The 23,371-nt window shown below is 62.8% G+C and carries 21 protein-coding genes; 11 read left to right on the plus strand and 10 right to left on the minus strand.

Features of this window, described 5'->3' with window-relative positions; all coding sequences use genetic code 11:
* The 7 genes from ACTXG9_RS16215 to ACTXG9_RS16245 all read left to right on the plus strand — a co-directional run bounded on the left by ACTXG9_RS16215 (nt 1) and on the right by ACTXG9_RS16245 (nt 10,322).
* Nucleotides 1-783 (plus strand): ABC transporter permease, encoded by a 783-nt coding sequence (locus ACTXG9_RS16215; protein WP_111103833.1) that lies wholly within the window; start codon nt 1-3, stop codon nt 781-783.
* Nucleotides 780-2,012 carry an ABC transporter ATP-binding protein gene (locus tag ACTXG9_RS16220; protein WP_227852416.1) on the plus strand — a complete coding sequence of 411 codons (1,233 nt, stop codon included), beginning with the start codon at nt 780-782 and terminating at the stop codon, nt 2,010-2,012. Before ACTXG9_RS16215 ends, ACTXG9_RS16220 begins: the two co-directional genes overlap by 4 nt.
* Nucleotides 1,993-3,270 (plus strand): methyltransferase domain-containing protein, encoded by a 1,278-nt coding sequence (locus ACTXG9_RS16225; protein WP_206621854.1) that lies wholly within the window; start codon nt 1,993-1,995, stop codon nt 3,268-3,270. The genes ACTXG9_RS16220 and ACTXG9_RS16225 overlap by 20 nt, the downstream gene beginning before the upstream one ends.
* 316 nt (nt 3,271-3,586) lie before the next feature.
* A complete protein-coding gene (locus ACTXG9_RS16230; protein ID WP_321186250.1) occupies nt 3,587-5,155 on the plus strand; it encodes a glycosyltransferase family 2 protein in 1,569 nt (522 codons plus the stop codon).
* Entirely contained in the window at nt 5,152-6,405 is a 1,254-nt protein-coding gene (locus tag ACTXG9_RS16235) for a rhamnosyltransferase WsaF family glycosyltransferase (RefSeq protein ID WP_456115498.1), read from the plus strand. Before ACTXG9_RS16230 ends, ACTXG9_RS16235 begins: the two co-directional genes overlap by 4 nt.
* A gap of 2,361 nt (nt 6,406-8,766) precedes the next feature.
* Entirely contained in the window at nt 8,767-9,768 is a 1,002-nt protein-coding gene (locus ACTXG9_RS16240) for a glycosyltransferase family 2 protein (RefSeq protein WP_155030406.1), read from the plus strand.
* A gap of 359 nt (nt 9,769-10,127) precedes the next feature.
* On the plus strand, nt 10,128-10,322 hold the full coding sequence (locus ACTXG9_RS16245) for a hypothetical protein (RefSeq protein WP_155028915.1): 195 nt from the start codon (nt 10,128-10,130) through the stop codon (nt 10,320-10,322).
* A gap of 108 nt (nt 10,323-10,430) precedes the next feature.
* On the opposite strand, the gene ACTXG9_RS16250 is transcribed toward ACTXG9_RS16245, so the two are convergent.
* The 10 genes from ACTXG9_RS16250 to ACTXG9_RS16295 all read right to left on the minus strand — a co-directional run bounded on the left by ACTXG9_RS16250 (nt 10,431) and on the right by ACTXG9_RS16295 (nt 19,684).
* Entirely contained in the window at nt 10,431-12,365 is a 1,935-nt protein-coding gene (locus ACTXG9_RS16250) for a hypothetical protein (protein WP_155028916.1), read from the minus strand.
* Nucleotides 12,362-13,198 (minus strand): glycosyltransferase family 2 protein, encoded by an 837-nt coding sequence (locus ACTXG9_RS16255; protein ID WP_456115499.1) that lies wholly within the window; start codon nt 13,196-13,198, stop codon nt 12,362-12,364. The genes ACTXG9_RS16250 and ACTXG9_RS16255 overlap by 4 nt, the downstream gene beginning before the upstream one ends.
* Nucleotides 13,199-13,220: 22 nt before the next feature.
* The gene (locus ACTXG9_RS16260; RefSeq protein ID WP_155028918.1) at nt 13,221-13,583 is read right to left on the minus strand and encodes a DMT family transporter; all 363 of its coding nucleotides are present in this window, start codon (nt 13,581-13,583) and stop codon (nt 13,221-13,223) included.
* The gene (locus ACTXG9_RS16265) at nt 13,580-14,410 is read right to left on the minus strand and encodes a sugar phosphate isomerase/epimerase family protein (RefSeq protein ID WP_155028919.1); all 831 of its coding nucleotides are present in this window, start codon (nt 14,408-14,410) and stop codon (nt 13,580-13,582) included. Before ACTXG9_RS16265 ends, ACTXG9_RS16260 begins: the two co-directional genes overlap by 4 nt.
* On the minus strand, nt 14,407-15,186 hold the full coding sequence (locus ACTXG9_RS16270; protein ID WP_155028920.1) for an NAD-dependent epimerase/dehydratase family protein: 780 nt from the start codon (nt 15,184-15,186) through the stop codon (nt 14,407-14,409). Before ACTXG9_RS16270 ends, ACTXG9_RS16265 begins: the two co-directional genes overlap by 4 nt.
* 83 nt (nt 15,187-15,269) lie before the next feature.
* The gene (locus ACTXG9_RS16275) at nt 15,270-16,427 is read right to left on the minus strand and encodes an FAD-dependent oxidoreductase (protein ID WP_155028921.1); all 1,158 of its coding nucleotides are present in this window, start codon (nt 16,425-16,427) and stop codon (nt 15,270-15,272) included.
* Nucleotides 16,420-17,460, minus strand: a complete 1,041-nt coding sequence (locus ACTXG9_RS16280; protein WP_456115500.1) for a glycosyltransferase family 2 protein — start codon at nt 17,458-17,460, stop codon at nt 16,420-16,422. The genes ACTXG9_RS16275 and ACTXG9_RS16280 overlap by 8 nt, the downstream gene beginning before the upstream one ends.
* Before the next feature lie 77 nt (nt 17,461-17,537).
* Nucleotides 17,538-17,918: a GtrA family protein gene (locus ACTXG9_RS16285; RefSeq protein WP_308305550.1), complete on the minus strand. Its 381-nt coding sequence runs from the start codon at nt 17,916-17,918 to the stop codon at nt 17,538-17,540.
* 81 nt (nt 17,919-17,999) lie between these two features.
* Nucleotides 18,000-18,938, minus strand: a complete 939-nt coding sequence (locus ACTXG9_RS16290; RefSeq protein ID WP_111103795.1) for an electron transfer flavoprotein subunit alpha/FixB family protein — start codon at nt 18,936-18,938, stop codon at nt 18,000-18,002.
* The gene (locus ACTXG9_RS16295; RefSeq protein ID WP_019660968.1) at nt 18,938-19,684 is read right to left on the minus strand and encodes an electron transfer flavoprotein subunit beta/FixA family protein; all 747 of its coding nucleotides are present in this window, start codon (nt 19,682-19,684) and stop codon (nt 18,938-18,940) included. The genes ACTXG9_RS16290 and ACTXG9_RS16295 overlap by 1 nt, the downstream gene beginning before the upstream one ends.
* A gap of 263 nt (nt 19,685-19,947) precedes the next feature.
* Here ACTXG9_RS16295 and rfbB point away from each other — a divergent pair, with 263 nt between their 5' ends.
* The 4 genes from rfbB to rfbD are packed head-to-tail and all read left to right on the plus strand — an operon-like array spanning nt 19,948 to nt 23,364.
* Complete coding sequence (rfbB, locus tag ACTXG9_RS16300) at nt 19,948-21,003, plus strand: dTDP-glucose 4,6-dehydratase (RefSeq protein ID WP_057496706.1); 1,056 nt, start codon at nt 19,948-19,950, stop codon at nt 21,001-21,003.
* 14 nt (nt 21,004-21,017) lie between these two features.
* Complete coding sequence (rfbA, locus tag ACTXG9_RS16305) at nt 21,018-21,905, plus strand: glucose-1-phosphate thymidylyltransferase RfbA (protein WP_021202693.1); 888 nt, start codon at nt 21,018-21,020, stop codon at nt 21,903-21,905.
* Nucleotides 21,902-22,474, plus strand: coding sequence for a dTDP-4-dehydrorhamnose 3,5-epimerase (gene rfbC / locus ACTXG9_RS16310; protein ID WP_057496705.1), 573 nt, complete (start codon nt 21,902-21,904; stop codon nt 22,472-22,474). Before rfbA ends, rfbC begins: the two co-directional genes overlap by 4 nt.
* Nucleotides 22,471-23,364: a dTDP-4-dehydrorhamnose reductase gene (gene rfbD / locus ACTXG9_RS16315; RefSeq protein ID WP_019660972.1), complete on the plus strand. Its 894-nt coding sequence runs from the start codon at nt 22,471-22,473 to the stop codon at nt 23,362-23,364. Before rfbC ends, rfbD begins: the two co-directional genes overlap by 4 nt.
* Nucleotides 23,365-23,371 lie beyond the last annotated feature (7 nt).

The following is a 23,371-nucleotide window of genomic DNA, read 5'->3' on the forward strand; positions in this document are numbered from 1 at the left end:
ATGCAGAAGCACGCCAATCTCCTGTTCCTGTTCCGCCAGCTGCTGGGGCGTGAGTTGGCAGCACGGTACCGCACCACCACGTTGGGTGTTCTGTGGCTGGTGCTGCAACCTTTGCTGATGCTATGCGTGTACACGCTGGTGTTCAGTGGCGTGTTCAAGGCGCGATGGGCGGGGGCCGAATCCACCGGCGACTTCGCCCTGATGCTGTTTGCAGGCCTGGTACCGTTTACGCTGCTGTCGGAAGTGCTGATCACCGCACCGGGTATCATCGCCGGGCAGCCCAACTTCGTGAAGAAGGTGGTATTCCCGTTGCCGGTCCTGTCGATGGTAAAGGTGGCCGCAGCGCTGACCACCGCCGGCATCGGCCTGACCATCCTGCTGGTCGCGCAGACCTGGCAGTCGGGGCTGCCGTCGGCATGGGCGCTGGCCTCGCCGCTGATCCTGCTGGAAATGACCCCCATGCTGCTTGCGATTGCATGGTCGCTGTCGGCGCTGGGGGTCTATCTGCGCGACATCGGCCAGTTCGTCGGCATCCTCAGCAGCGTGCTGCTGTTCCTCAGCCCGATCTTCTTCCCGGCGCATGCAATGCCCGAGGCGGCGCGGGGCCTGGTGCTTTTCAACCCGCTGGTCACGCCCATCGAACAGCTGCGCGCGGTGACGGTGCAGAATTCGGCGCCTGATCTGGCCGCGCTGCTGCCCCACTTCCTGCTTTCGGTAGTGGCGGCGATGCTGGCCTTCGCGCTCTTCCGTCGCCTCTCGCGCGGCTTCTCGGACGTCCTATGAACAACCCCCAGACCACCACGTTGCAGGCCTCAGCTGACGCGGCCATCGAAGTGCTGGGCGTGACCAAGGACTATCCGGTCTACGCCAACCCGCGCGACCGCCTGCTGTCGCTGCTCAAGCCTTCCGGCGACCGGGCCAGCCGCACCTTCCGCGCGTTGGACGGCATCAACCTGGTCGTGCCGAAGGGCGAGACCGTCGGCATCATAGGCCGTAACGGCGCCGGCAAGTCGACCCTGCTGCAGATCCTGTGCGGCACGGTGCGCCCGACCTCCGGCTCGGTCAGCATCCGCGGGCGCTTTGCCGCGCTGCTAGAACTGGGGGCCGGTTTCAATCCGGATTTCTCCGGCCGCGACAACGTGTACCTGAGCGCCTCGTTGCTGGGCCTGAGCCGCAAGGAAGTGGACGACAAGCTGCAGTCGATCATCGACTTCGCCGATATCGGCGATTTCTTCGACCGGCCGGTCAAGACCTATTCCAGCGGCATGTACGTGCGCCTGGCGTTCTCGGTGGCCATCCACACCGAACCGGATGTGCTGATCATCGACGAAGCACTGTCGGTGGGTGACATCCGCTTCCAGATGAAATGCCTTGCGCGCATCGAACAGATCCGTGCACGCGGCGCCACCATCCTGTTCGTGTCGCATTCGCTGGAGCAGGTCAAGCGCTTCTGCCAGACCGCGCTGTGGCTGGAAGGTGGCAAGGTCAAGCTGCACGGTGAAGCCAGCTTCGTGGCCGACCGTTTCCGCGACTACGAACTGGGCAAGGACCTGGCCGTGGCGCAGGATGCCGAAGTGCGCCAGGCACCCGCCCCGGGCAGCATCCCCGCGCATCTTGAAACGGTTGCACTGAGCACCGACATGCTGGCCCCGTTCGAGCCGCTGACGGTGGACATCAGTTATACCGTCGGCGATGAGGTGGTCGATGGCCTGCTGCTCGGCGTAGCGATCAAGGGCATGGACGGCCTGCATATCTTTGGCCCCAACACCTATCTTGAGCGGGTGGTGATTCCCACCTCCCGCGGCTCGCACCGCGTCAGCTACTGCATCCCGTCGATGACCCTGCTGACCGGCAGCTACCGCGTTGATGTGGGACTGTTCACCGACAAGGGCCTGGTCTGCCTGGATTATCTGTCCGAAGCCAGTGTCTTCACCGTGGCTGCGCCCTACTTCAGTGAGGGCGTGGTCTATATCCCGCATGAGTGGAAGGTCCATGACCCCGACGCTGCTTGAAATTCCCTTTGACCATTACCAGCGCTACGCTGCGGCGACGCATCTGCTGCAGGCGCTGGATCTGCCCGCGCCGCGGGTGCTGGAAGTAGGGGCCAACCGTCAGCGTCTGCTCGGGCAGTTCCTGCCACAGGCAACGTTCCTGTACACCGACCTGCATGCCGAAGGGGACGAGAAGGACTTCGTGGTGGCTGACGCCACCGCGCTGCCGTTCCCCGAGCAGGGCTTCGACGCGGTGGTCTCGCTGGATGTGCTCGAGCATATTCCCGCGCCCCTGCGTGCCAAGGCCGCGGCCGAAATGGCGCGTGTCGCCAGCCGTGCGGTCATCGTCGGCTTCCCGCCGGATCAGCCGTGGGTGCGTGACGCTGAAGTCGATGCGAATGGGCGCTGGCATGAGCTGTTCGGCGAGGACTATGTCTGGCTGCAGGAGCACAAGGAATTCGGCCTGGTGGACACCGCCGAGATCGTGGCCGCGTTTGAAAGCGCCGGCATGACGGTGCTGCGTTTCGGGCAGGGCAATGCCGCATTGTGGTCCAGCCTGATGGGTGCGCATTTCATCAAGGTGAAGTTCCCCGAGCTGGAGCCGCTGGTCAGCGCCGCCGACCGTCTCTACAACAGCCGGGTGTTCGCCGGCGATCACAGCGACCAGCCCTATCGCGAGTACTGCGTGGCGGTGCGCCTGCCCAGCGACGCGGCGCGCCTGCAGGCCAACCCGCCGTTCCGTGCCGATCTCGATGCGGAGGCGACTGCGCTGCTGAGCGGTCTCGCCGGCGGCCTGCGTGAGCTGGCGGTGCGTACCGCCAACTCCGAGAAGGAATGGAAATCCACGGCGCGGCTGCTGGACGCCTACATCGCCGATCTTGCCGTGGCCAAGCGCGAGTGGGGCGCCACCGCCGCCTATGCGCAGCAGCTGCAGCAGGCCAAGGACGAGGCCGATGCCGGGTGGCTGCGAAGGCGCGACCAGTGGCAGCAGGCCGAGCTGGATTGGCAGCAGCGCGAGCAGGAGCTGAAGGCGCGTGTGGCCGATGAGCTGCAGCAGTTGCAGAGCGCCCAGGCACGCATGGCTGAACTGGTGGAGGCCGCGGAGGCCGCGGAGGCCGCCCGCTTGCAGGCACTGGATGTGGAGCGCGAGCTCGAGCAGCGCCTGCAGCAGCGCGCGGCGGACTACCAGCGCTCGCGCCGCAAGTGGCAAGCCGCAATGGTGGGGTTGACGCTGGGCGGCCTGGTCATTGGCGCGCTGGTGGGTTGGGGCGTGTCTTGAAGCGATGGGGCAAGCGGGAAGTGACCGTACTGAATCAACGAGGTAATGCCTGATGTCCAAGATGGGTAATCTGCTTCGCGGAATCTACTGGAGCATTCGTCGCGCACAGGGGCAGGGTGTCTCTTTCGGCACCATCCTCTCTGCCTTGGCCCGCGCCGCACGCAAGGGGCCGAAGCATCTGGCCCGGGCGATTCTGGCCTATGCCAATGGATCGCACACGGCAGCAGCGACCACGCCGCCGGACGTCTACGCCGAATGGCTGCGCCAGCAGGCGCCGGCCGCAATTCCGGCGGACGCTGGCCTGATCAGCATCGTGATGCCTGTCTGCAACACGCCGGAAGTGTTCCTGCGCGAGGCCGTGGCCAGCGTCGAAGCACAGACGTACCTGAACTGGGAACTGTGCATCCACGACGATGCGTCCGATCAACCGCATGTGGCACGCGTGCTGGAAGAACTGGCGCGGCGGTTGCCGAACCTGCGTGTTTCGCGCTCAAGTGAGCGGCAGGGCATTGCGGCCACCACCAACGCTGCGGTCGCACTGGCCAAGGGGCGCTGGATCACCTTCCTGGACCATGACGACCTGCTGGAGCCGGATGCACTGGCTGCGGTGGTTGCCTGTCATGTGGCCACCTCGGCAGGGGTCGTGTACACCGACCACGATGTGCTGGGCGAAGACGGCCGCCTCCGCCATCCGTACTTCAAGCCCGACTGGAATCTGGACCTGTTCCTGTCGCAGATGTACCTGGGTCACCTGGTCAGCTTCGATGCTGCGCTGGTGGCGCAGCTGGGGGGGCTGCGCAGCGACTGCGATGGCTCGCAGGACTACGATCTGGTGCTTCGCTGTGCCGCCGCCGGCGCCACCATCGCGCATGTGCCCAAGGTGCTCTACCACTGGCGCGCGCACGCCGGTTCCACCGCGGCCAATGCCGGCTCCAAGCCCTACGCGCATCACGCCGGTCGTCGCGCGCTGCAGCAGCATGTGCAGGCAACCCACCCCGGCGCGCAGGTTGACGACGGCGAGCAGCTGTTCTGCTACGACGTGCGCTACCCATACGCGGACAAGGGCCCCTTGGCCAGCATCATCATTCCCACCCGCGATGGCCTGGACCTGCTGCGGACCTGTGTTGAATCGCTGTACGCCAAGACCGACTACCGTGCATTCGAGATCATCGTCGTCGACAACGGTTCAACCCAGGCCGAGACCCTGCAGTGGCTGGAGGCGATGTCCCGCCGCGAGAGCTTCCGGGTGATCCGTGCCGATGTGCCGTTCAACTGGTCGGCACTGAACAACCTGGCTGCGCGGCAAGCGCGTGGCGAGGTGCTGGTGTTCCTCAACAACGACACCGAGATCATCGATGGGCAGTGGCTGCAACGGCTTGCCGAGAACGCGCTGCGGCCGGACGTGGGCGTGTGCGGCCCGTTGCTGCTGTACGGCGATCGCACCATCCAGCACGCCGGCGTGGTGATCGGCATGGGCGGCTGGGCCGACCATGTATTCAAGGGTGAAGCGCCGGTGCACAACCAGAACCTGTTCGTTTCCCCGGTGCTGCAGCGCCAGGTGCTGGCCGTGACGGGCGCCTGCATGGTGGTGGCACGTGACACGTTCGAGTCGCTGGGCGGGTTCGATGAATCCTTCATTGTCTGCGGCAGCGATGTGGAGCTGTGCCTGCGTGCGCATGCACGCGGCCTTGCCACCGTTTACGTCGCACGTGCGGTGATGATCCATCACGAGTCCAAGACGCGTGATCCGCGTGCAATCCCCGAGAGCGACTTCGTGCGCTCGGCCGAAGCGTACTCGCCGTATCGCGAAGAGGGCGATCCGTTCTTCAGCCCGAACCTGGACTACATGGCTTCATCGCCCCGTCTGCGCGGGGCCGTGCAATGAGCCGCCTGGGTAACCTGTTGCGGCGCGTCGCCGCGCGCCTGGATGCAAGCGCTCCCGGTGCGCCCACGCCCAATACCCACGTTGCCGAGATCACTCCCTGTACCCCCCGGCACGACCCCTGGGAGGGGCGGCGGCTGAACCTGGTGCTGCCGTCGATCAACAAGCAACATTACTTCGGCGGCATCCATACCGCTGTGCTGATCTACCGCGAGCTGTGCCGGTTCTTCCCTGCATCGCGGATCATCCTGGTCGACAGTTCACCGGATGAAGAAGCGCTTTCGCGCTTCTCCGACCACGTACTGGTGCCTGCAGACCAGACCTCCACGGCGATGCGGCAGATCGTGCCGTTCAGCGATCGCTACCAGAAGACCCTGCCGGTGGCCGGCGAGGACATCTGGGTGGCAACCGCATGGTGGACCGCATACGCGGCCCAGCGGATGTTGCAATGGCAGGGCAACAATGGCGGCGTTGACCGCCCGATGGTCTACCTGATCCAGGATTTCGAGCCAGGGTTCTATCCATGGTCCAGCCAGTACGCATTGGCTTTGAGTACCTACCGCTGCGATCGTGACATCGGAATTTTCAATACGGGCCTGCTTGCCGACTTCTTTGAACAGCACGATCTGCGCTACGCGCAGCGCTCGGTGTTCGAGCCGGTGCTGCATGACGGCCTTCGGCCGGCCCTGCAACAGGTCCGCAATGCGCCGGCTGCGCGTAATCGCCGCATCGTGGTCTATGCGCGCCCTGGTACGCCGCGAAATGCGTTCGAGTTGATCTGTGAAGGATTGCGCCTGTGGGGATGGAAGGACGCACGGGCAGCCCAGTGGGAAGTCGCCGCGCCCGGTGAGCTGCAGTCCGACCTGGACCTGGGACCGTTCAGTCTGAAGGCACTGGGCAAGTTGAACATCGATGCCTACGCTGAGCTCTTGTCCACTTCGGCCTTGGGACTGTCCTTGATGGTGTCGCCACACCCCAGCTATCCACCGCTGGAGATGGCCGCGTTCGGAATGGGCGTGGTCACCAATCGCTATGACAACAAACGCCTGGACGAGACGACAGAGAACATCGTCTCGCTGGAATCGATGACTCCGGAGGCGATCTGTACGGCATTGATGGCCCAGGTCGATGCATGCGAACGGAGGCAGATGATGCCGGGTTCGATTGCGTGCCTGGAACATCCGCTGCTGCGCGCGGGGAGCTTCGACAGAATCGCCGAAGATGTAATAGACGCCTTGCGTCGTGCGCCTTGAGGCGTGAGGTTGAGGATGGAATCTTGATTGTGAATGATGCCCCTCTGTGGCCGGTGCGCGGCCAGACTCTGCGCGCCTACCTGTTGCCGGTCGTGATCCTGGCCCTGCTCGCCGTGCCGTTTGTGCACAGTGGTGCGCAGGCGCAGTTCCTGCTGCTGCTTGCCGTTGGTTTTGCCGGCATGGTGGGCCTCGGCGAGCTGGTCGCCCGGATGTTCCGGCTGGATGCAGTGCTGCAGTCGCCGGCGATCTTCGTGCGCGTGTTGCTGGGCCAGACAGGCTTGGTGGTGCTCTGGCTGCTGCTGGCACCGTTGACCTGGGTTTGGGGGCGGGTATTGGGCCTGCCTCTTGGTCTTTCCCTGATGTGCCTGGCCGTGGTCGCAGCTTCCGTCACCGTCATATGGCGGAAGCCGTGCGCGCCGGAGGCAAGCCAGGCGCGCCGCCTCGGCGGCCCGGCATGGCTGCTTCTCGCTCTGTTGGCTGCGCTGGTGCTGCTCAAGTCGGCGACGCACTATTCCCTGCGCGCCGGTGCCTTGGGCCTGGATACGCATCAGCACATTGCATTCGCCCTCGATCTGTTCAATGCGGGCTATCCGAAGCTGACTGCAGGCCATACAGATTGGCTGGAAAAGTACCCGAAAATGCTGCACCTGTTCGCAGCACTGTGGGCCTGGCCAGGGCTGGGTGCGCACATTGGCCCGTTCCTGAAGATCCAGCCGGTGCTGCAGGCGACACTGGCCGTGTTCGCGTTCGTGGAAGTGATCTTCCTGTGGATGCGGGCGCGGGCGCTGTCCCACCCTGCGCAGGGCATGTGGTCGGCCCTGCTCGCGGTGGTTCTGGGCTACGCCATCATGCGCGGCACGATGTTCCTGTACCCGGTGGACGATCTCAACAGCACCGGGCGGCTGGCGGCCTTCTCGACTCTGTTGTTGCCGGTCCTGTGCGCGATGTTCGCCTGGCTCGAGCCTGCCCGTTCGCTTCGTTCGTGGTTGCTGGCCTGGCTGAGCCTGCCGCTGGCCGGCGCCATGGCGGCCAAGCTCAATCCATCGCTGGCGATTGCCTTTCTCAGTTTCAGTCTGCCGGCCTGGCTGCTGCTGATGGCCCCGTTGTGGTGGCGTGCCCGGGCGATGCGCGGCAAGATTGCCGTTCCGCTGCTGGGCATGGTCGGCGGCGGCTTGCTCGGCGGCCTGTTGCTGGTCACCGATCCCTACTACCTGCAACTGATAGCGGAAGCGCTGCCACCGGTACGCCAGTTCGTGGAGCAGACACTGGGGCTGCACATGCTGGCCATCCCGACCGAACTCAGCCGCACCTCTGATGCGTTCCTCGAGCACATCATGCAGGTGCTGCGCTGGGAGCTGTGGTATGGGCCCCAACCCGGCTTCGGCATGCAGTATCTGCCCGAGTCACAGCAGCTGATGGGGCAGCGGCTGTTGCCGGTGACGCGCCTGCTGATTGCGATCACCTCCGTGCTTGGGGTGGCCATGCTGACGATCGCGCCTGAGGCGATCCGGCGCCGCCGCGCATTCTCGCTGCTGCTGGCTGCCCAGATCGCGTTGATCATTGCCGTGGCCGTGGCACTTCGCGTGTCGAACATCACCACGCTTGCATTGGGGCACGAAACGCTTGAAGCCAGCCTGCTGAGCACGTACACGCAGCGCTACATCGGCCTGCTGAGCATGTACGCGGTGCTCCTGCACTGGTCCCTGCTGCTGGCGACGCTGGTGATGACTGCAGATGCGCTGCTGCAGTGGCGCTGCCCGGGGTTCCCAGCGCGGCGCTGGGTTCGCGTGCCGATAAACGTGCTTGCGGGTGGCGTGGCGGTGGTGCTGGTTGCAGCCTTCGTCCTGGTGGATATCAAGGGAGTAACCCCGGCCGATCAGGGCTGGACGTTCCCGATCACCGAGGCGGACGTGCGTGCGTTCCGGCGCGCGGAGAGCCAACTGCCAGACGACGCGGTCGTGTTGGCGCCTGCCTATGCGATCGTGCTTAACGGACGCGAGGACTGGGTGCTGCCGTCGATGTATGTCACTCCCTATCTGCCGTTCGCCCAGCGTGATTACCTGTTCAACGTCAGGCTGGGTTCGGGCTACGGCTACTTCGCTAGGGACCTGCGTTCAATGTTCTGCCGTTCGCAGGCGGAGCAGACCCGTGCGATGCTCCGTCGAGCGGGCGTCACCCATCTGCTGGCACACCGCTGGCCGGGACAGAGTGATGCGCGGGTCATGGATGGGCAGTACTGTCTGACCGGTTACCGCCAACTGGGCGCCAGCGAAGAGCCGGTCGCCGTGGGCCCGGACGGGCTGGTGTTCTACAGGTTGGATCCGTGAAGCGGTGATGGACAACAACGAATTGGAGAGGGCAATGCTCGGACAGACGGACATCACACAGCACGCTCGGTCACAGGCGATCGCAGTCGTGGTTCCCAGCTACAAGGTCATCCGGCATATCCTGGAAGTGATCGCCACCATCGGCCCGGAAGTCACTGCCATCTATTGCGTGGATGATGCGTGCCCGGAACAGTCCGGGCGTTACATCGAGGCGAACAATACCGACCCGCGGGTGCGCGTGCTCTACCACGAAGTCAACCAGGGGGTGGGGGGCGCCACCATGACCGGCTACCGGCAGGCCGTCGCCGATGGCATGGACGTGATTGTGAAGATCGATGGCGATGGCCAGATGGACCCGGCACTGCTGCCCCTGTTCGTGGCACCGATCCTCAGCGGCGAGGCCGACTACACCAAGGGAAACCGCTTCTGGGATCTTTCACACATCAGCCGGATGCCGATGCTGAGGCGCGTCGGCAACCTGGGGCTTTCCTTCCTGGCCAAAGCGTCCAGTGGATACTGGCGGTTGTTCGATCCAACCAACGGCTACACCGCCATTCACGCCGCTGTTGCACAACGGTTGCCGATGGAGGCGATCAGCACGCGTTACTTCTTTGAAACGGATCTCCTGTTCAGGCTCAATGCCATGCAGGCTGTGGTGCAGGATGTCCCGATGGATGCGCGCTATGGCGATGAAGTGAGCAACCTGAAGATCAGTCAGGTACTCGGCGAGTTCGCGCTCAAGCATGCCCGCAACTTCTGCAAGCGCATCGCCTATCGCTATTACCTTCGCGATCTCACCATCGCCTCGCTGGAACTGGTTGCCGCACTGGCACTGCTCGCCGGAGGCGTACTTTACGGCGGCTGGCATTGGATTGTAGCCGCAGGCGAAGGTATTTCTGCGCCTGTGGGAACGGTGGTGCTCCCTTCGATCGCCGTGGTCAGCGGACTGCAGTTCCTGCTCGCCTTCCTCAGCTACGACATCGCCAATCAGCCGGTGACGCCGATTCATCGATCTCTGCTTGGACTTCGGCGCTGACCTGCCGCGTCAGCAGCCTGCACGTCTGCTCGTTGGAGGCTGCCAGAGAAGTATGCACCGAGGGTGGAGTCGTGTGCTGCGGCGCGCTCGATCGGGGGAATTCCGCCCCATGTCTAATCGCATGGCGCTGCTTAGCATTGTGGATAAGTAAGGTGGTCGACGGCCGCGAGCGTGTCGATACCCACTGCCCGCTGCACATGTGCATTTGTCGAGCAAGGAAGCGCGGCAAGCCATCAGCTAGCAATGGGTGATGGTTACGCTTCATGCGGTCTTCCATGCCTGCCCGGACAACTTGTCCGCAGGAATCTGGTTCTCGCTGGATGATCTCCACTCAACGCTGATCGCTGCAGTACCGGCTGATGGACACGAGGCGGAGCTTCCTCAAAGGGAGCGCCGATGCGGGCATGGGTATGGCGTGCGAACGCCTGGTGTTCCGTTGCGCACTGGAGAACCAAACCGTGCATGGCATCGTGGGGTACTTCGGCGCGGTTGAGTTTGCTTCGATTCGCAGCGCGCAGATGACCACCGGTCGTTCGATGCTGGATCTGGGATGACTGATGTTCGCACCCAGCAGTTAATGCCCTTCTTACGGCATGGAAGACCTCGAGGCGGCGGCAGAACCGGCCAGAGAGAAATCTGGCCGGCTTGGGCGGATTAATGAGTTAATGGTGCGTCGGTCCGAGCAGCAACCCAACATCCACCGGACAACCTGGTGTGAAGCTAGGGGGGCCATGCTCGAACTGGATGGCAATGCAGGGCTGTGTGGCGCCATCGCTGCTGCGGGCCTCCCATACGCTGACCCCGCCGCCTTCCTGGATGTCGATGGCCAGATCACCACTGATACCGGCAGGAACAGTGAAGTAGGCGAATGCGTTGTCCTTTACATCCGCCAGCGGCAGATTTCCCAGTGTCGACTTCGAGCCGGCCGCATCCGTGGTGGTCAGGGTGGCAATCCCCTCATTACGGCGGGCGTGTGTCCCGAGCATGAATCCGACCCGTAGCGTCGCGCCCTTGTTGGAAGGAGCGGGATCGGGCAGGTCGAATCGATCACCCGGCTGCACCGGAGCGCTTGGGATCAGCTCGACAGGAACCGATGGGGCCAGTCCGATATTCTCGGCGAGATCCCGACGCGCATAGTAGGGGGTACCTGGCAGGCGCACATATTCGCGGGCGACAATGTCGATGACGCAACCACCGTAAGTCGACCAGGCGTAGCGATCCCAAACGTTCCATTCGTCCAGCATGATCAGCTTGGGTTTGCCGGTCTGGATGTCCTTGCAGGGATCAATGCGGATATCCAGAATCGGCTTGTCGAGGTAGTCGCGCTGCCAAGGCAAATAGAAGTAGTAGCCGGAAGCAGGAAGCCGGTTCGAGGCGATGTACTGGAAGTTCTGGAACGAATAGGCCAGTACCTTGTCTCCAGGCTCGGTCAGGGCTCGGGCAACCTCGGCGAACTCGGTGGTCTCCGGTATGCGGCGCTCCTTCATCAGCTGCTTTTCACCGGGGCCGCCAACGACAAGGCGCGCCAGCAGGACACAGCACAGCACCAGCAGAAGACTACGCTTGCGTGGCGCCTGGGCAGGTGCGCTGGCGACCAGCAGCAGGGGGACCGCCAACGCAGCATATGCGTAGCTGAGGCCATGGAAACCGCCACCCCGTACCAGCAGCGAGCCCAGGGCCAATGCCACAAGTACATGCCGCCACGGAAAGCCCGCCACCCTGGTGGCTGCAGCTGTCAGTGACACGACGATGAGTGTGAGCAGGGTAAGGTTGCCAAGGTCGGAAGTGGCAGTGGAGAACGCCGACGCGATGTACTGCCAGCTGGTTTGTCCACCTCCATACTGCGACAGCAGCGTTGAATTCATGTACAGGTGGAAGGCGATGAAGCCCTTCACCGAGCCCACCATTACAAGGAAGACTAGGTTGAATGCGACGCCCGCCGCTGCCCCAATCATCACGCTGCGCCAGTTGTCCCGTCGCAACGACGCCAGCAGCAGCAGCGCTGCAGCGGGAACATACGTCACAGCAAGGAATGGCAGCGAGGCGACGAGTGCGCTGCCGAGTACTGTTCCCACCTTGCCGCAAGTGCGGACGTCAACCAGAAGCGGCAGAAGCCAGCTGGACAATGCAAGGCTGAGCATCAGCCCACACATCACCTGATAGATGTAGGAATGGCCGAAACTCGATGGCAGGAAGCCGACGTAGACGGTGGCTACCAGCAGTACGTAGGTGACACGGGCGCTGACATGCTTGTCGCGGATCAGTGGAGAGAAGAACAGGCTCGCCAGAGCGCCAAGTTGCAGCAGTGCAATGAATACGCGATGTGCGGGGATGGAATGACCGCCCACCAGTTCAACGACCATCCCAGGTAGGAAGGTAAGCGGCCCGTGGTGGTTGAAGATGTCGCGATAGAGTGAGCTGCCAGCCACCATCATCTTGGCCGCGACGATGGTTTCCGATTCATCACCCCATTCGATGAAATGCAGCAGCCGATATTGATAAGCCAGAACCGCAAGCAATCCCAACATGCCCAGCGCGATGGCAGCTACCGCCGTCCAGTCGCGTTCACGGTCATCAGATATCCGCAACGGATTCATGCCTTGCTCCGGTGCGCAGGGTTGTAGCGGCCGGCGATGGTTGCCAGCAGCACCTGCATGACCTTCAGATTGCCGCGGAAGCTGCTGATCTTGGTGGGTACTTCACCCTTGGGGTAGCAACGTGCAGTCGGCAGCTCAACGCAGCGGAAGCCGAGCTTCGGGGCACGGTAGGACAGATAGGCCAACAGCTCGTAACCGTCGAATACATCGCGGAATACGTCGATGCCAGGGTCCACCAGGAGGCTGCGGCTGTACGCACGAAATCCCTGTGTTGTATCGGTCCAGCCGAATCCGGAGAAAAGACTCAGCAGTGGTGCATGAATCAGGCGGATCGCGATGTAACGGGACAAAGGCGTATTCTCGGCAAAGCCGCCTGATTTGAAACGCGACGCCTGCACGAAGTCGACTCCCCGTTCGAGCGCTTCGATGAACGCAGGGATGGGTGCGGGATCGTCCTTGTTGTTTCCATCAATGGTGACTATTCCGGTGTAGCCGGCGTCCAGGCAGAAATCGTAGGCGCAACGCAACTGTGCACTGAGTTTCCCTGGCCCGGTCTTGACCAATAGCGCGCTGACGTCGTGTTGCTTCAGGAAAGATTCGGCCAAGGAGCCGTCCGTGCTTCCGCCATCGACGATGATGATATCGGCAATATCGGCGATGCCGACTTCCTTCATGCGCATCAACAGCGAGCGGATGCGTTCGCCTTCGTTGATCACCGGAATGACCACGGCATGATTCCGATGCTTCGGAGCCAACACGGTACACCGGTAGATGGGAACCTGGCGCAGGCGGGGCGGTGATGAATGCTGTGCTTCGGGTAGGGATGTGCTCATTTCGGATTCGTAGGTAATGAAGTCAGCGGGGAGCGTGGAAGGTAATCAGGATCACGCCGGACAGAATCAGCACGATGCCAGCCAATGTCGTCCAAGGCATGGCTTCGCGGAACACAACCACTGAAATGCAGGCAACGACAGCGATGGCCCCTGCCGTCGAGATCGGATGGGCGACATTGAGCGGAAGCCTCCCCAATGACATTGAATAAAGCACGAAGGCGCCACCATAGAGCGACAGGCCGGCCCAGAAGGGCCAGTTGCGGAGTGCCCCGACGGGATCTTCCAGCGACGGGAACTGGCGTGGAGCACTTACCGCGACCTTGACCAATGCACTGGCAGCGGCGTTGCACAAGATGGCCAGGAGGAGGATCAGCCACTTGTTCATGCATGCTCTCCGCTCTGGGCGGCACCGTACTGCCCGAGCGCGAAGACCAGCGCGCGCTCGATTCCGGCGATACCATCGTTGGGCGGCAGCATCTCGATGGTAAGAGGCCTCGTGCCGAGGTGCTTCCCTATCAGTGCGGCCAGCGGATCATGATCGCTGGTCATCGAGCCCAATTCGGCCAGGTTTGGTTCACTGAGGTGGACGTGGCCGATGATCGGGGCATAGCGTGGTAGTAGGTGTGCGGGTTCTTCTCCATTCATGAAGACTGCCCCGGTATCGAGTTGCATCTGGATGTGCCTGTGGCCGGTCAGTGCAACCACCTCGGCTGTCGAGGCCGTGGTCGTCATGAAGTTGGCTCCGTAATGCTCGGGATTCGGCTCAAGGCAAAGTACGACACCTTCTGCTTGGGCCAGATCGCCCGCCTGGTGGAAGAAGGTGGCCCCGATCTGGTTGGCGGCCTCTACCGACAGATCGCCACGATCTCTGTTGCGTGGCGAGCCAAACACAAGGCGGCCAGCCCCAAGCCGGGCAGCGATCCTGAACACATGGCGCAGATGCTCCAGCAGTTGCTGCTGCACGCATTGGTCGGCAAACACATTCAGCCCCTGGGTTCCAAACAGAAGGGCTTGCATTCCCGCAATGCTTACGCCACGGTCAGCCCACCATCTGCGCACGTAGTCAATGCTGGCATCGGCTGTCTCTGAAGGCGCCGGAAAATACTTGCTGTGTGCGACGTCGATGTGGTGCACGCCATGCCTTCCAAGCAAGTCCGCGACGGCACTGTCCTGATCGCGGTCCCAGGCGATGTTGGAAATCGAAATGCTCATTCCAGCGCTGCCTTGCGAGGCTCGGACTGGTGATATGCCCGGATCGCGGTAAGGGTGGCCCGCCTGTCGTACTGGTATCCTGGCGCTCCTGCGCCATCCAGTGCATGCTGGCTGCGCATGTCGTAAAGCGCCGGCAACGTTTCGGGTGCATGGTCGAATGCCACGCCGAAGGCTTCACGCGCTACTTCTGCGACGCTGACCGGCACGCTGGTTAGATGGAGTAGATCTATCTGCGCCTTTTCCGCAGCGATCAGGTCTCCGTACAGATTCACCATCGGGTAGAACTGGAAGCGAGAACGGCTGTCGATCGCGCTGACATTGTTGTCATTGTGGAAATCGAACAGGATGTTCTTGCGCAGGCCGGGTCCGACCAGGCCGGGTAGGCGAACGATCAGCCGCGAAGCAAAGCGTGACTCGACGAACTCTTCGAGCCGGCGGCGATGCAACCCATAAGGATGGAGGCCTTCGGTCTGCACGACCGTCGATTCATCCACGGCGATTGGTGATGCGAATACATCCACCGTGCTGATCAGGATGAAGTGCCTGCACTTGACCTTTTCCAGCGATCCGATCAGCTTCTGGATATTGGCCCAGTCTGCTTCCGGTTCGCGGTTGGCGATCCATTTCTGTGCCGGGGCAGCCGAGCAGATCACCGTGTCATACGTATTGGAATCGATATCCTGGATGTTGCTGGAATTGAACAGGTGGTCGAAGGCCGTCTGGCGCTTCAGTGTTGAACCCACGAACCCGGTGTGGCCGATCAGCGCGAGTGACATGAATGGAATCTCCTGGAATCCTGGATGAGCCTCGCTGGATGAGGCGACCATGGGAAGGCGACTGTACTGCGGGCGGCTAGGCCCTAGACAGTGGTCGAAATCTTGAACGAAACGGTGTCCAGATGAGCGATGACGTCATAGATGTTGTCGAGCTTGCCGCCGAGGATTGATGCGAAACCGGGCAGGGCAGGATAGGTTTCGAACAAGATCGGACGGCCATCGTCTCCCTCGTTCTTCATCAGAATCGTCTTCACTTCAAAGAGAGATTCGAGATGGACTGCCGACGACATCGCCGGAACGTAGCGCGCTACATCCCTCAGCATGCGGTCATAGCGACTGGCCTTGGGGTAGTCGGACAGTTCGATGTAAGGATCACGGGAGGCGTCATCCATCCACGATTTGTGCGGCGTATAGCGCACATGTGAAAGGGTGCTTGCCTTGCGCGCGGGGAACGGCATGATTGAGAAGAATGGACCATCCATTACCGTGATCGCCATCCCCTCCAGTGCGCCGGGCAGCTGGATAAGGGCCATCTCGGTGATCTCATGCTTCAACCTGGCTTCGGTTCCGCCATGGGGACCGTTGATCAGGTTCAATCCTGCATAGGTGCAATTGAATACGTATGGTGCGCGGAGGAGGCTTTCATCGCCGCCACCGGTCTTCTGTAGATTCACCTGGATCGCGCCGTCGCCGAGTGGAGCAACCGAGACGACTTCGCACCCGAGCTCGGTGCGGACGTCGCTGGCTTGCAGCCGTTGTTCGATCATTTGGCGGATCACGTCCGTGTTGAATCCGTACTCCTCTGTGATGAATGCCCGTTCGATCAGCTGGCTGTCGAACAGTGCTTGGTACGCCGGCGGAGCAGGTTCAAGAGGGGCTGAGATGGACTGGCAGAAACGCACGAACTGCGCGGAAGTCACCTTTGAGTTGCGGCGCGCGATCGCGTACAGTTTGACGAAGTTGGTCTGGACCGCCGAGTCCCATTCCCGCATGAAGCGCGGCAGGTTTACCCGGCTGCGGTAGGCGGTAGTGAAGCTGCGCGGGTAGTGATAGCCGTTGTGTACGCGTGCCTGGTTCGAAAACGATGCGCGCTGCATGAGGCTGCGTTCACGCTCGATCAGGATCACACGCCGCATGTCGCGCTCACTGGCCAGATAGCTGGCAATCACCGCGCCATAGAATCCGCCACCAATGACGACGGCGTCGGCATCCATTTGGGCTGGCAAAGAGGTGTCAGACATTCTCACGACGGAGCGGCGAATGGTCTACGTTGATCCTTTCCAGGCGATCCAGACGGGCACTGGTGAACTCTTGGGCGACGTGGTAAGAGGGGCCCTCGCTGGTGAGGGATGCCATGTGAAGGATGTATTCACCAAGCACAAGCAGGACCAGCGAAACCAACAGGAACATGCCCGACTGCTGCAGTGAAAGGCTGACCCAGCCCGGTGCCACATCAGGTTTGAATGCGGCCACGGCGATCACGTAAATCGAATACAGTAAATTGGCCGCAGCGCCGAAAGTGGAGAGTATGGTAACCAGTCGCATGGGCAGGCGCGTGTTCGACACAAGCAGCCGCATTCCGCGATCGATGCTTTGCCCTAGCTTTTTCGGCGGGTTGGCTGTCGGTGCGTGACGGTAATTCAGGTTGGCGCGGGTAAAGCCAGCGGTTACCGGGAGCAGCCGGTAGATGGCAGCAGGTCGAGGGTGCTGGAGGATGTAATTGATGACCTTCTTGCTCAGCACCCGATACTGGGGCGCTTCGGTTCCTGGGTTGACACCGTTGAGCCACCGGAAAACGAGATTGAACGCCGCGTTTGCGACGCGGTAGCTGGCCGAAAGCCGTGGTTTCATCTGATTGCTGGCAAAGACCACGTCAATGCCGGCCGTCGCAGGTTCCAGCATGCTGCGCAGGAAACCGACATCATCAGTCAGCGGGTCAAGCACGGCCACGAAATCGCCCAACGCCCCTTCCGCACCTGCCCAAGCCGCCGTCTCCCAGGCAACTGTTTTCGTAAGTACGTACACTTGAACGTTTGGTAGTCCGTCTTCCGAGGTGAGGCGGCGAAGCAATGCCACGCTCTCATCTGAAGACCCGTTGTCGACTACGATGATTTCATAATCCGTGGCGAGGTTGGCCAGTTCAGTGCATGCGTGCGACAGCAGAACTTCCAAGCGGGACGCTTGATTATGAAGTACGTAGACAACCGAAATGAACGCTGGAATTGGTGCTGACATACGGCCCCCGCCGGTGCAATGCGTCGAGATCTGACGCATTCAGTCAAACCGGCAGTGTATCGCCAACTACAACGATAGGATAGCGCTACTCAGGGCACACCAGGAGCACGGACGAACTACGCCGATTCCCTGAATACGAAGCGGGAGAAGACTAGGTAGTTCCAACCCGCGATCATGCCCATCACCGCGAATTTGGCGAGCAGGGGATGCACTCCTGCAGGGCCTGTCAGCAGGTAGATGGCGAGGTTGCCCAGGCCCAGGTTGATTGCTGCAACGAGACCATAGGTGGCCAGCTCGCTGCCGAGGTGCCCCGAGCTTTGAAAAACCCAGCGTCGGTTCAGCGCGAAGCTGACGATGAACCCGCAGCCGAAGCTTATCGACTGGCTTGCCAGCAGCCAGCTACTGCCAAGCGTGAGCTGCAGAGCGATGAAAGTGGCGTATTCGACTCCGGCGGCGGAACCGCCGGAGATCACGAAGCGAAGCAGTCGCTGGTTCATGGAGGTCTGCAGATACCCGGATGTCCTTGAACATCCGGATACGGGGCGGTATGGCTTGGGCGGTGTCGCCGCCCAAGGATATCAAAGCGCCTTTTCCAGCTCCGGCAGGATCGCAAACAGATCCCCCACCAACCCAATATCGGCAATCTCAAAGATCGGCGAATCCGGATCCTTGTTGATCGCCACGATCGTACCGGCGTCCTTGATGCCGGTCAGATGCTGGATCGCACCGCTGATGCCCACCGCCACATACAGCTCCGGGGCGATGATCTTGCCGGTCTGGCCCACCTGCAGGTCGCTGGGCACGTAGCCGGCATCGACCGCGGCGCGCGAGGCACCGACGGCGGCGCCGAGCTTGTCGGCCAGCTGGAAGATGACCTTGAAGTTCTCTTCCGAACCGACGCCGCGGCCACCGGAGACCACGCGCTTGGCGCTCTGCAGGTCCGGGCGGTCGCTGGCAGCGGCGGCCAGGCCGATGAAGCGGGTGTGGCTCGGCAGGGCAGCATCGACGCTGGCCGCTTCAATGGCGGCACTGCCGCCCTGGGCGGCTTCCGGCCACGACGCGGCGCGTACGGTGGCGACCACGATCTGGTCGGCGGGGGCTTCCACGGTGATGATCGCGTTGCCGGCGTAGATCGGGCGCTTGAAGGTGTGGCTGCCTTCGACGGTCATCAGGTCGGAGACCTGGTTGACGCCCAGCAGGGCGGCCACGCAGGGCATCAGGTCCTTGCCGAAGGTGGTCGACGGGCCGAACACGTGGGTGTAGCCCTTGGCCAGCTGCGCGATCTGCGGCGCCAGCACCTGGGCGATGGCCTGCGCGTTGGCAGCGTTGGCCACGGTCAGAACCTTGGCGACGCCAGCGATCTTCGCGGCCTCAGCGGCAACGGCGGCCGGGTCGGCGGCCAGCACCAGCACGTCGATGCTGGCACCGCTGATGGCGGCAGCAGCGCTTACGGTCTTGGCGGTGGCGGCGTTGAGCTTGCCGTCGTGGTGTTCGGCGATGACGAGAATCCTGCTCATTACAGCAACCCCTTCTGCTTGAGTGCGGCCACCAGTTCAGCCGCGTCCTTGACCATCACACCCTTGCTGCGCTTGGACGGCGCGGCATACTGGGTGGTCTTGAAGGTATCGGCGGCTTCAACGCCCAGATCGGCCAGCTGCAGGGTCTCCAGCGGCTTGGCCTTGGCCTTCATGATGTCCGGCAGCTTGATGAAGCGCGGCTCGTTCAGGCGCAGATCGGTGGTGACCACTGCCGGCAGGTCCACTTCCAGCGTTTCCAGGCCGGCGTCGACTTCGCGGGTCACCGTGGCCTTGCCATCAGCAATCTCCAGCTTGCTGGCGAAGGTCGCCTGCGGGCGGCCCCACAGCGTGGCCAGCATCTGGCCAGTCTGGTTGGCGTCGTCGTCGATGGCCTGCTTGCCCAGGATCACCAGGTCCGGCTGTTCCTTCTCGATCAGCTTGAGCAGGGTGCGTGCGGCTGTCAGCGGCTGGATGGCCTGGTCGGTAACGACGTGAATGGCGCGATTGGCGCCCATGGCCAGGCCGTTGCGCAGGTGCGCCTGGGCATCGGCCGGGGCGATGGTGGCGACCACCACTTCGCTGGCAATGCCCTTGTCGCGCAGGCGCAGGGCTTCTTCCAGGGCGATTTCATCGAAGGGATTGGGGGACAGCTTGACGCCGTCGGTGACCACGCCGGAACCGTCCGGCTTGACCTGAATGCGGACGTTGTAGTCCACCACGCGCTTGTACGCGACGAGGATTTTCATCTGGTACGGGGTCCTTCAATAACTGGGGAGAACGTCCGGTCCTCGCACAGCAACCGGTTCGGGGGTGGGATCCCGATTCTAGCTGGCTTGAGCGGACCATGCGAATGCGTATGGTTATGCTGCGGTGCGGCATGGCTCGTGTGAATCGAGTGCGTCGTTCACGTCACGCAGGCAGTCGTGAAGACGAACCACATGTATCCTGTGCCGCTGTGTCGGGCGCTTCATAGCGCCCCTTGGATGAATTTCGATCAGGAGAACAGGTAGTGCCCACATGGCTTGTCACCGGCGGCGCCGGATTCATTGGCGGTAACTTCGTTCTCGAGGCCGTCGCGCGCGGCGTCAAGGTCATCAACCTCGATGTGCTGACCTATGCCGGCAACCTGAAGACCCTGTCCAGCCTGGACGGCAACCCCAACCACGTGTTCGTGCAGGGCGACATCGGCGACCGTGATCTGGTCGCCCGCCTGCTGGCCGAGCACCAGCCGGACGCCGTGCTGAATTTCGCTGCCGAAAGCCATGTCGATCGTTCCATCGACGGCCCGGGCGCCTTCATCCAGACCAACGTGGTGGGCACCCTGGGGCTGCTTGAAGCGGTCCGCGATTACTGGAAGGCGTTGCCGGCCGAGCAGGGCGCGGCCTTCCGCTTCCTGCATGTGTCCACCGATGAGGTGTATGGCACCTTGGGTGAGACCGGCAAGTTCAGCGAAACCACGCCGTATGCTCCGAATTCCCCGTACTCGGCGTCGAAGGCCGCCTCGGACCACCTGGTCCGTGCGTTCCACCACACCTACGGGTTGCCGGTGCTGACCACCAACTGCTCCAACAACTACGGCCCGTACCACTTCCCCGAGAAGCTGATCCCGCTGGTGATCGCCAAGGCGCTGGCCGGCGAGCCGCTGCCGGTGTACGGCGATGGCAAGCAGGTTCGCGACTGGCTGTTCGTCTCCGACCACTGCGAGGCGATCCGCACCGTGCTGGCCAAGGGCCAGGTCGGCGAGACCTACAACGTGGGCGGCAACTCGGAAAAGCAGAACATCGAAGTGGTGCAGGCCATCTGCGCACTGCTGGACCAGCGCCGCCCGCGTGCGGACGGCCAGCCGCGCAGCAGCCAGATCACCTACGTCGCCGACCGCCCCGGCCATGACCGCCGCTATGCGATCGATGCCTCCAAGCTGAAGAACGACCTGGGCTGGGAACCGGCCTACACCTTCGAGCAGGGCATCACCTTCACCGTCGACTGGTACCTGGACAACCAGGAATGGGTCAACGGCGTGCTGGACGGCAGCTACCGCCTGCAGCGCATCGGCACCGCGGCCTGAACCCAGGAGACACCATGACCCAGCGCAAGGGCATCATCCTCGCCGGTGGCTCCGGCACCCGGCTGTATCCGATCACCAAGGGCGTCAGCAAACAGCTGTTGCCGGTGTATGACAAGCCAATGATCTACTACCCGCTCAGCGTGCTGATGCTGGCGGGCATCCGTGAAGTGCTCATCATCAATACCCCGCACGAACAGGCGTTGTTCCAGCAGTTGCTTGGCGATGGCTCGCAGTGGGGCATGGACATCCAGTACGCCGTGCAGCCCAGCCCCGATGGGCTGGCCCAGGCGTATCTGATCGGCCGCGACTTCGTGGCCGGCAAGCCAAGCTGCCTGGTGCTGGGTGACAACATCTTCCACGGCCACGGCCTGCGCGAGGTGCTCAAGCGCGCCGATGAGCGCACCGACGGTGCCACCGTGTTCGGCTACTGGGTGAATGATCCGGAACGCTACGGCGTGGCTGAATTCGACAAGAGCGGCAAGGTCATCGACCTGGTCGAGAAGCCGGAGAATCCGCGTTCGAACTATGCGGTGACCGGCCTGTACTTCTATGACGGCAATGCCAGCGCGCATGCCGCCGACCTGAAGCCGTCGCCCCGTGGCGAACTGGAGATCACCGATCTCAACAAGCGCTACCTAGCCGAAGGCAACCTGCATCTGGAAGCACTGGGCCGCGGCTATGCCTGGCTCGATACCGGCACCCACCAGTCGCTGCTGGAAGCGTCCAACTTCATCGAGACCATCCAGACCCGGCAGGGCCTGCAGGTCTGCTGCCCGGAGGAAATCGCCTTCGGCCAGGGCTGGATCAACGCCGAACAGCTCGAAGCGCTGGCGGCGCCGCTGATCAAGAATGGCTACGGCCAGTACCTGCACAAGCTCGCATTGCGTGGAGTTGTTCCGTGAAAGTGATTGAAACCAAGTTGCCCGGTTGCGTGGTGATCGAGCCGGCGGTGTTTGGCGATGCCCGCGGCTATTTCTTCGAGACCTGGAATGCCGAGCGCTTTGCCGCGCTGGGCCTGCCGGATCGCTTCGTGCAGAGCAACGTGTCGACGTCAGCGCAGGGTGTGCTGCGTGGCCTGCATTACCAGTGGCCGCGCCCGCAGGGCAAGCTGGTCAGCGTGCTGGAAGGCGAGGTCTATGACGTGGCCGTCGACATCCGTCGCGGCTCGCCGACCTTCGGCCAGTGGGAAGCGGTGGTGCTGAGTGCGGAGAACAAGAAGCAGTTCTGGATTCCGGAAGGCTTCGCCCACGGCTTTGCAGTGCTGTCCGAGCGCGCGGTGTTCAGCTACCTGTGCACCGAGGTCTACCTGAAGGACTTCGACGCCGGCGTGCGCTGGAACGATGCCGACATCGCCGTGGACTGGCCGGTCAGTGCACCGACCCTGTCGGCCAAGGACGAGAATGCGCCGTTCCTGAAGGACATCGCCGAAGACCGCCTGCCGGTCTACACCGCCGCCCAGGGCGCGCCATGACCGTGCTGGTGTTCGGTGGCAACGGCCAGGTCGGCCAGGAGCTGCTGCGCGCGCTGGCGCCGCTGGGCAAGGTGGTCGCGACCACCCGCAGCGGCACTCTGCCGGATGGCAGCGCCTGCGAAACCGCCGATTTCGGCCAACCTGAAAGCCTGCCGGCCCTGCTGGACCGTCTTCAGCCGTCGGTGGTGGTGAATGCTGCGGCCTATACCGCCGTTGATCGTGCCGAGCAGGATGTGGAAGCTGCGTTTGCGGCCAACGCGCAGGCGCCTGGCATGATCGCGCGTTGGTGTGCGGCCCATGGCGTGCCGTTCGTGCATTACTCCACCGACTACGTGTTCGATGGCCAGGGCACCGCGCCGTACCGCGAGGACGAGCCGACCGCGCCGCTGGGTGTGTATGGCACCAGCAAGCGCGATGGTGAGGATGCGGTACGCGCAGCCGGCGGTCGCCACCTGATCTTCCGCACGGCCTGGGTGTATGCCTCGCATGGGGCAAATTTCCTGCGCACCATGTTGCGCGTCGGCGCCGAGCGCGACCAGCTGCGTGTGGTGGCCGACCAGGTCGGTACGCCGACGCCGGCCGCGCTGATCGCTGATGTTACTGCGCAGGCGCTGCGGCATCCGGGCCAACTGTCCGGTACCTGGCACCTGACCGCCAGCGGCCAGACCAGCTGGCATGGGTTCGCCGAAGCGATCTTCGCCGAAGCGCTGGTTACCGGCGTGTTGGCGAAGGTGCCGGCGGTCGAGGCGATTCCCAGTTCCGAGTATCCGACCCCGGCCAAGCGCCCGGCCTGGTCGGTGCTGGACAACCGCAAGCTGCAGCAGGATTTCAGCATCGTACTGCCGAGTTGGCAGGATGGCCTGAAGCGGGTGATGGCGGAGATTGCCTGACCCGGCA

It is taken from the genome of Stenotrophomonas maltophilia group sp. LNF247 (assembly GCF_054083135.1).

Excerpts from the sequence above, each read along its gene's own strand:
- ACTXG9_RS16215 (WP_111103833.1), top strand. The coding sequence starts at position 1 with ATGCAGAAGCACGCCAATCTCCTGTTCCTGTTCCGCCAGCTGCTGGGG.
- ACTXG9_RS16220 (WP_227852416.1), top strand. The coding sequence starts at position 780 with ATGAACAACCCCCAGACCACCACGTTGCAGGCCTCAGCTGACGCGGCC.
- ACTXG9_RS16225 (WP_206621854.1), top strand. The coding sequence starts at position 1,993 with ATGACCCCGACGCTGCTTGAAATTCCCTTTGACCATTACCAGCGCTAC.
- ACTXG9_RS16230 (WP_321186250.1), top strand. The coding sequence starts at position 3,587 with ATGCCTGTCTGCAACACGCCGGAAGTGTTCCTGCGCGAGGCCGTGGCC.
- ACTXG9_RS16235 (WP_456115498.1), top strand. The coding sequence starts at position 5,152 with ATGAGCCGCCTGGGTAACCTGTTGCGGCGCGTCGCCGCGCGCCTGGAT.
- ACTXG9_RS16240 (WP_155030406.1), top strand. The coding sequence starts at position 8,767 with ATGCTCGGACAGACGGACATCACACAGCACGCTCGGTCACAGGCGATC.
- ACTXG9_RS16245 (WP_155028915.1), top strand. The coding sequence starts at position 10,128 with ATGGACACGAGGCGGAGCTTCCTCAAAGGGAGCGCCGATGCGGGCATG.
- ACTXG9_RS16250 (WP_155028916.1), bottom strand. The coding sequence starts at position 12,365 with ATGAATCCGTTGCGGATATCTGATGACCGTGAACGCGACTGGACGGCG.
- ACTXG9_RS16255 (WP_456115499.1), bottom strand. The coding sequence starts at position 13,198 with ATGAGCACATCCCTACCCGAAGCACAGCATTCATCACCGCCCCGCCTG.
- ACTXG9_RS16260 (WP_155028918.1), bottom strand. The coding sequence starts at position 13,583 with ATGAACAAGTGGCTGATCCTCCTCCTGGCCATCTTGTGCAACGCCGCT.
- ACTXG9_RS16265 (WP_155028919.1), bottom strand. The coding sequence starts at position 14,410 with ATGAGCATTTCGATTTCCAACATCGCCTGGGACCGCGATCAGGACAGT.
- ACTXG9_RS16270 (WP_155028920.1), bottom strand. The coding sequence starts at position 15,186 with ATGTCACTCGCGCTGATCGGCCACACCGGGTTCGTGGGTTCAACACTG.
- ACTXG9_RS16275 (WP_155028921.1), bottom strand. The coding sequence starts at position 16,427 with ATGTCTGACACCTCTTTGCCAGCCCAAATGGATGCCGACGCCGTCGTC.
- ACTXG9_RS16280 (WP_456115500.1), bottom strand. The coding sequence starts at position 17,460 with ATGCGTCAGATCTCGACGCATTGCACCGGCGGGGGCCGTATGTCAGCA.
- ACTXG9_RS16285 (WP_308305550.1), bottom strand. The coding sequence starts at position 17,918 with ATGAACCAGCGACTGCTTCGCTTCGTGATCTCCGGCGGTTCCGCCGCC.
- ACTXG9_RS16290 (WP_111103795.1), bottom strand. The coding sequence starts at position 18,938 with ATGAGCAGGATTCTCGTCATCGCCGAACACCACGACGGCAAGCTCAAC.
- ACTXG9_RS16295 (WP_019660968.1), bottom strand. The coding sequence starts at position 19,684 with ATGAAAATCCTCGTCGCGTACAAGCGCGTGGTGGACTACAACGTCCGC.
- rfbA (WP_021202693.1), top strand. The coding sequence starts at position 21,018 with ATGACCCAGCGCAAGGGCATCATCCTCGCCGGTGGCTCCGGCACCCGG.
- rfbD (WP_019660972.1), top strand. The coding sequence starts at position 22,471 with ATGACCGTGCTGGTGTTCGGTGGCAACGGCCAGGTCGGCCAGGAGCTG.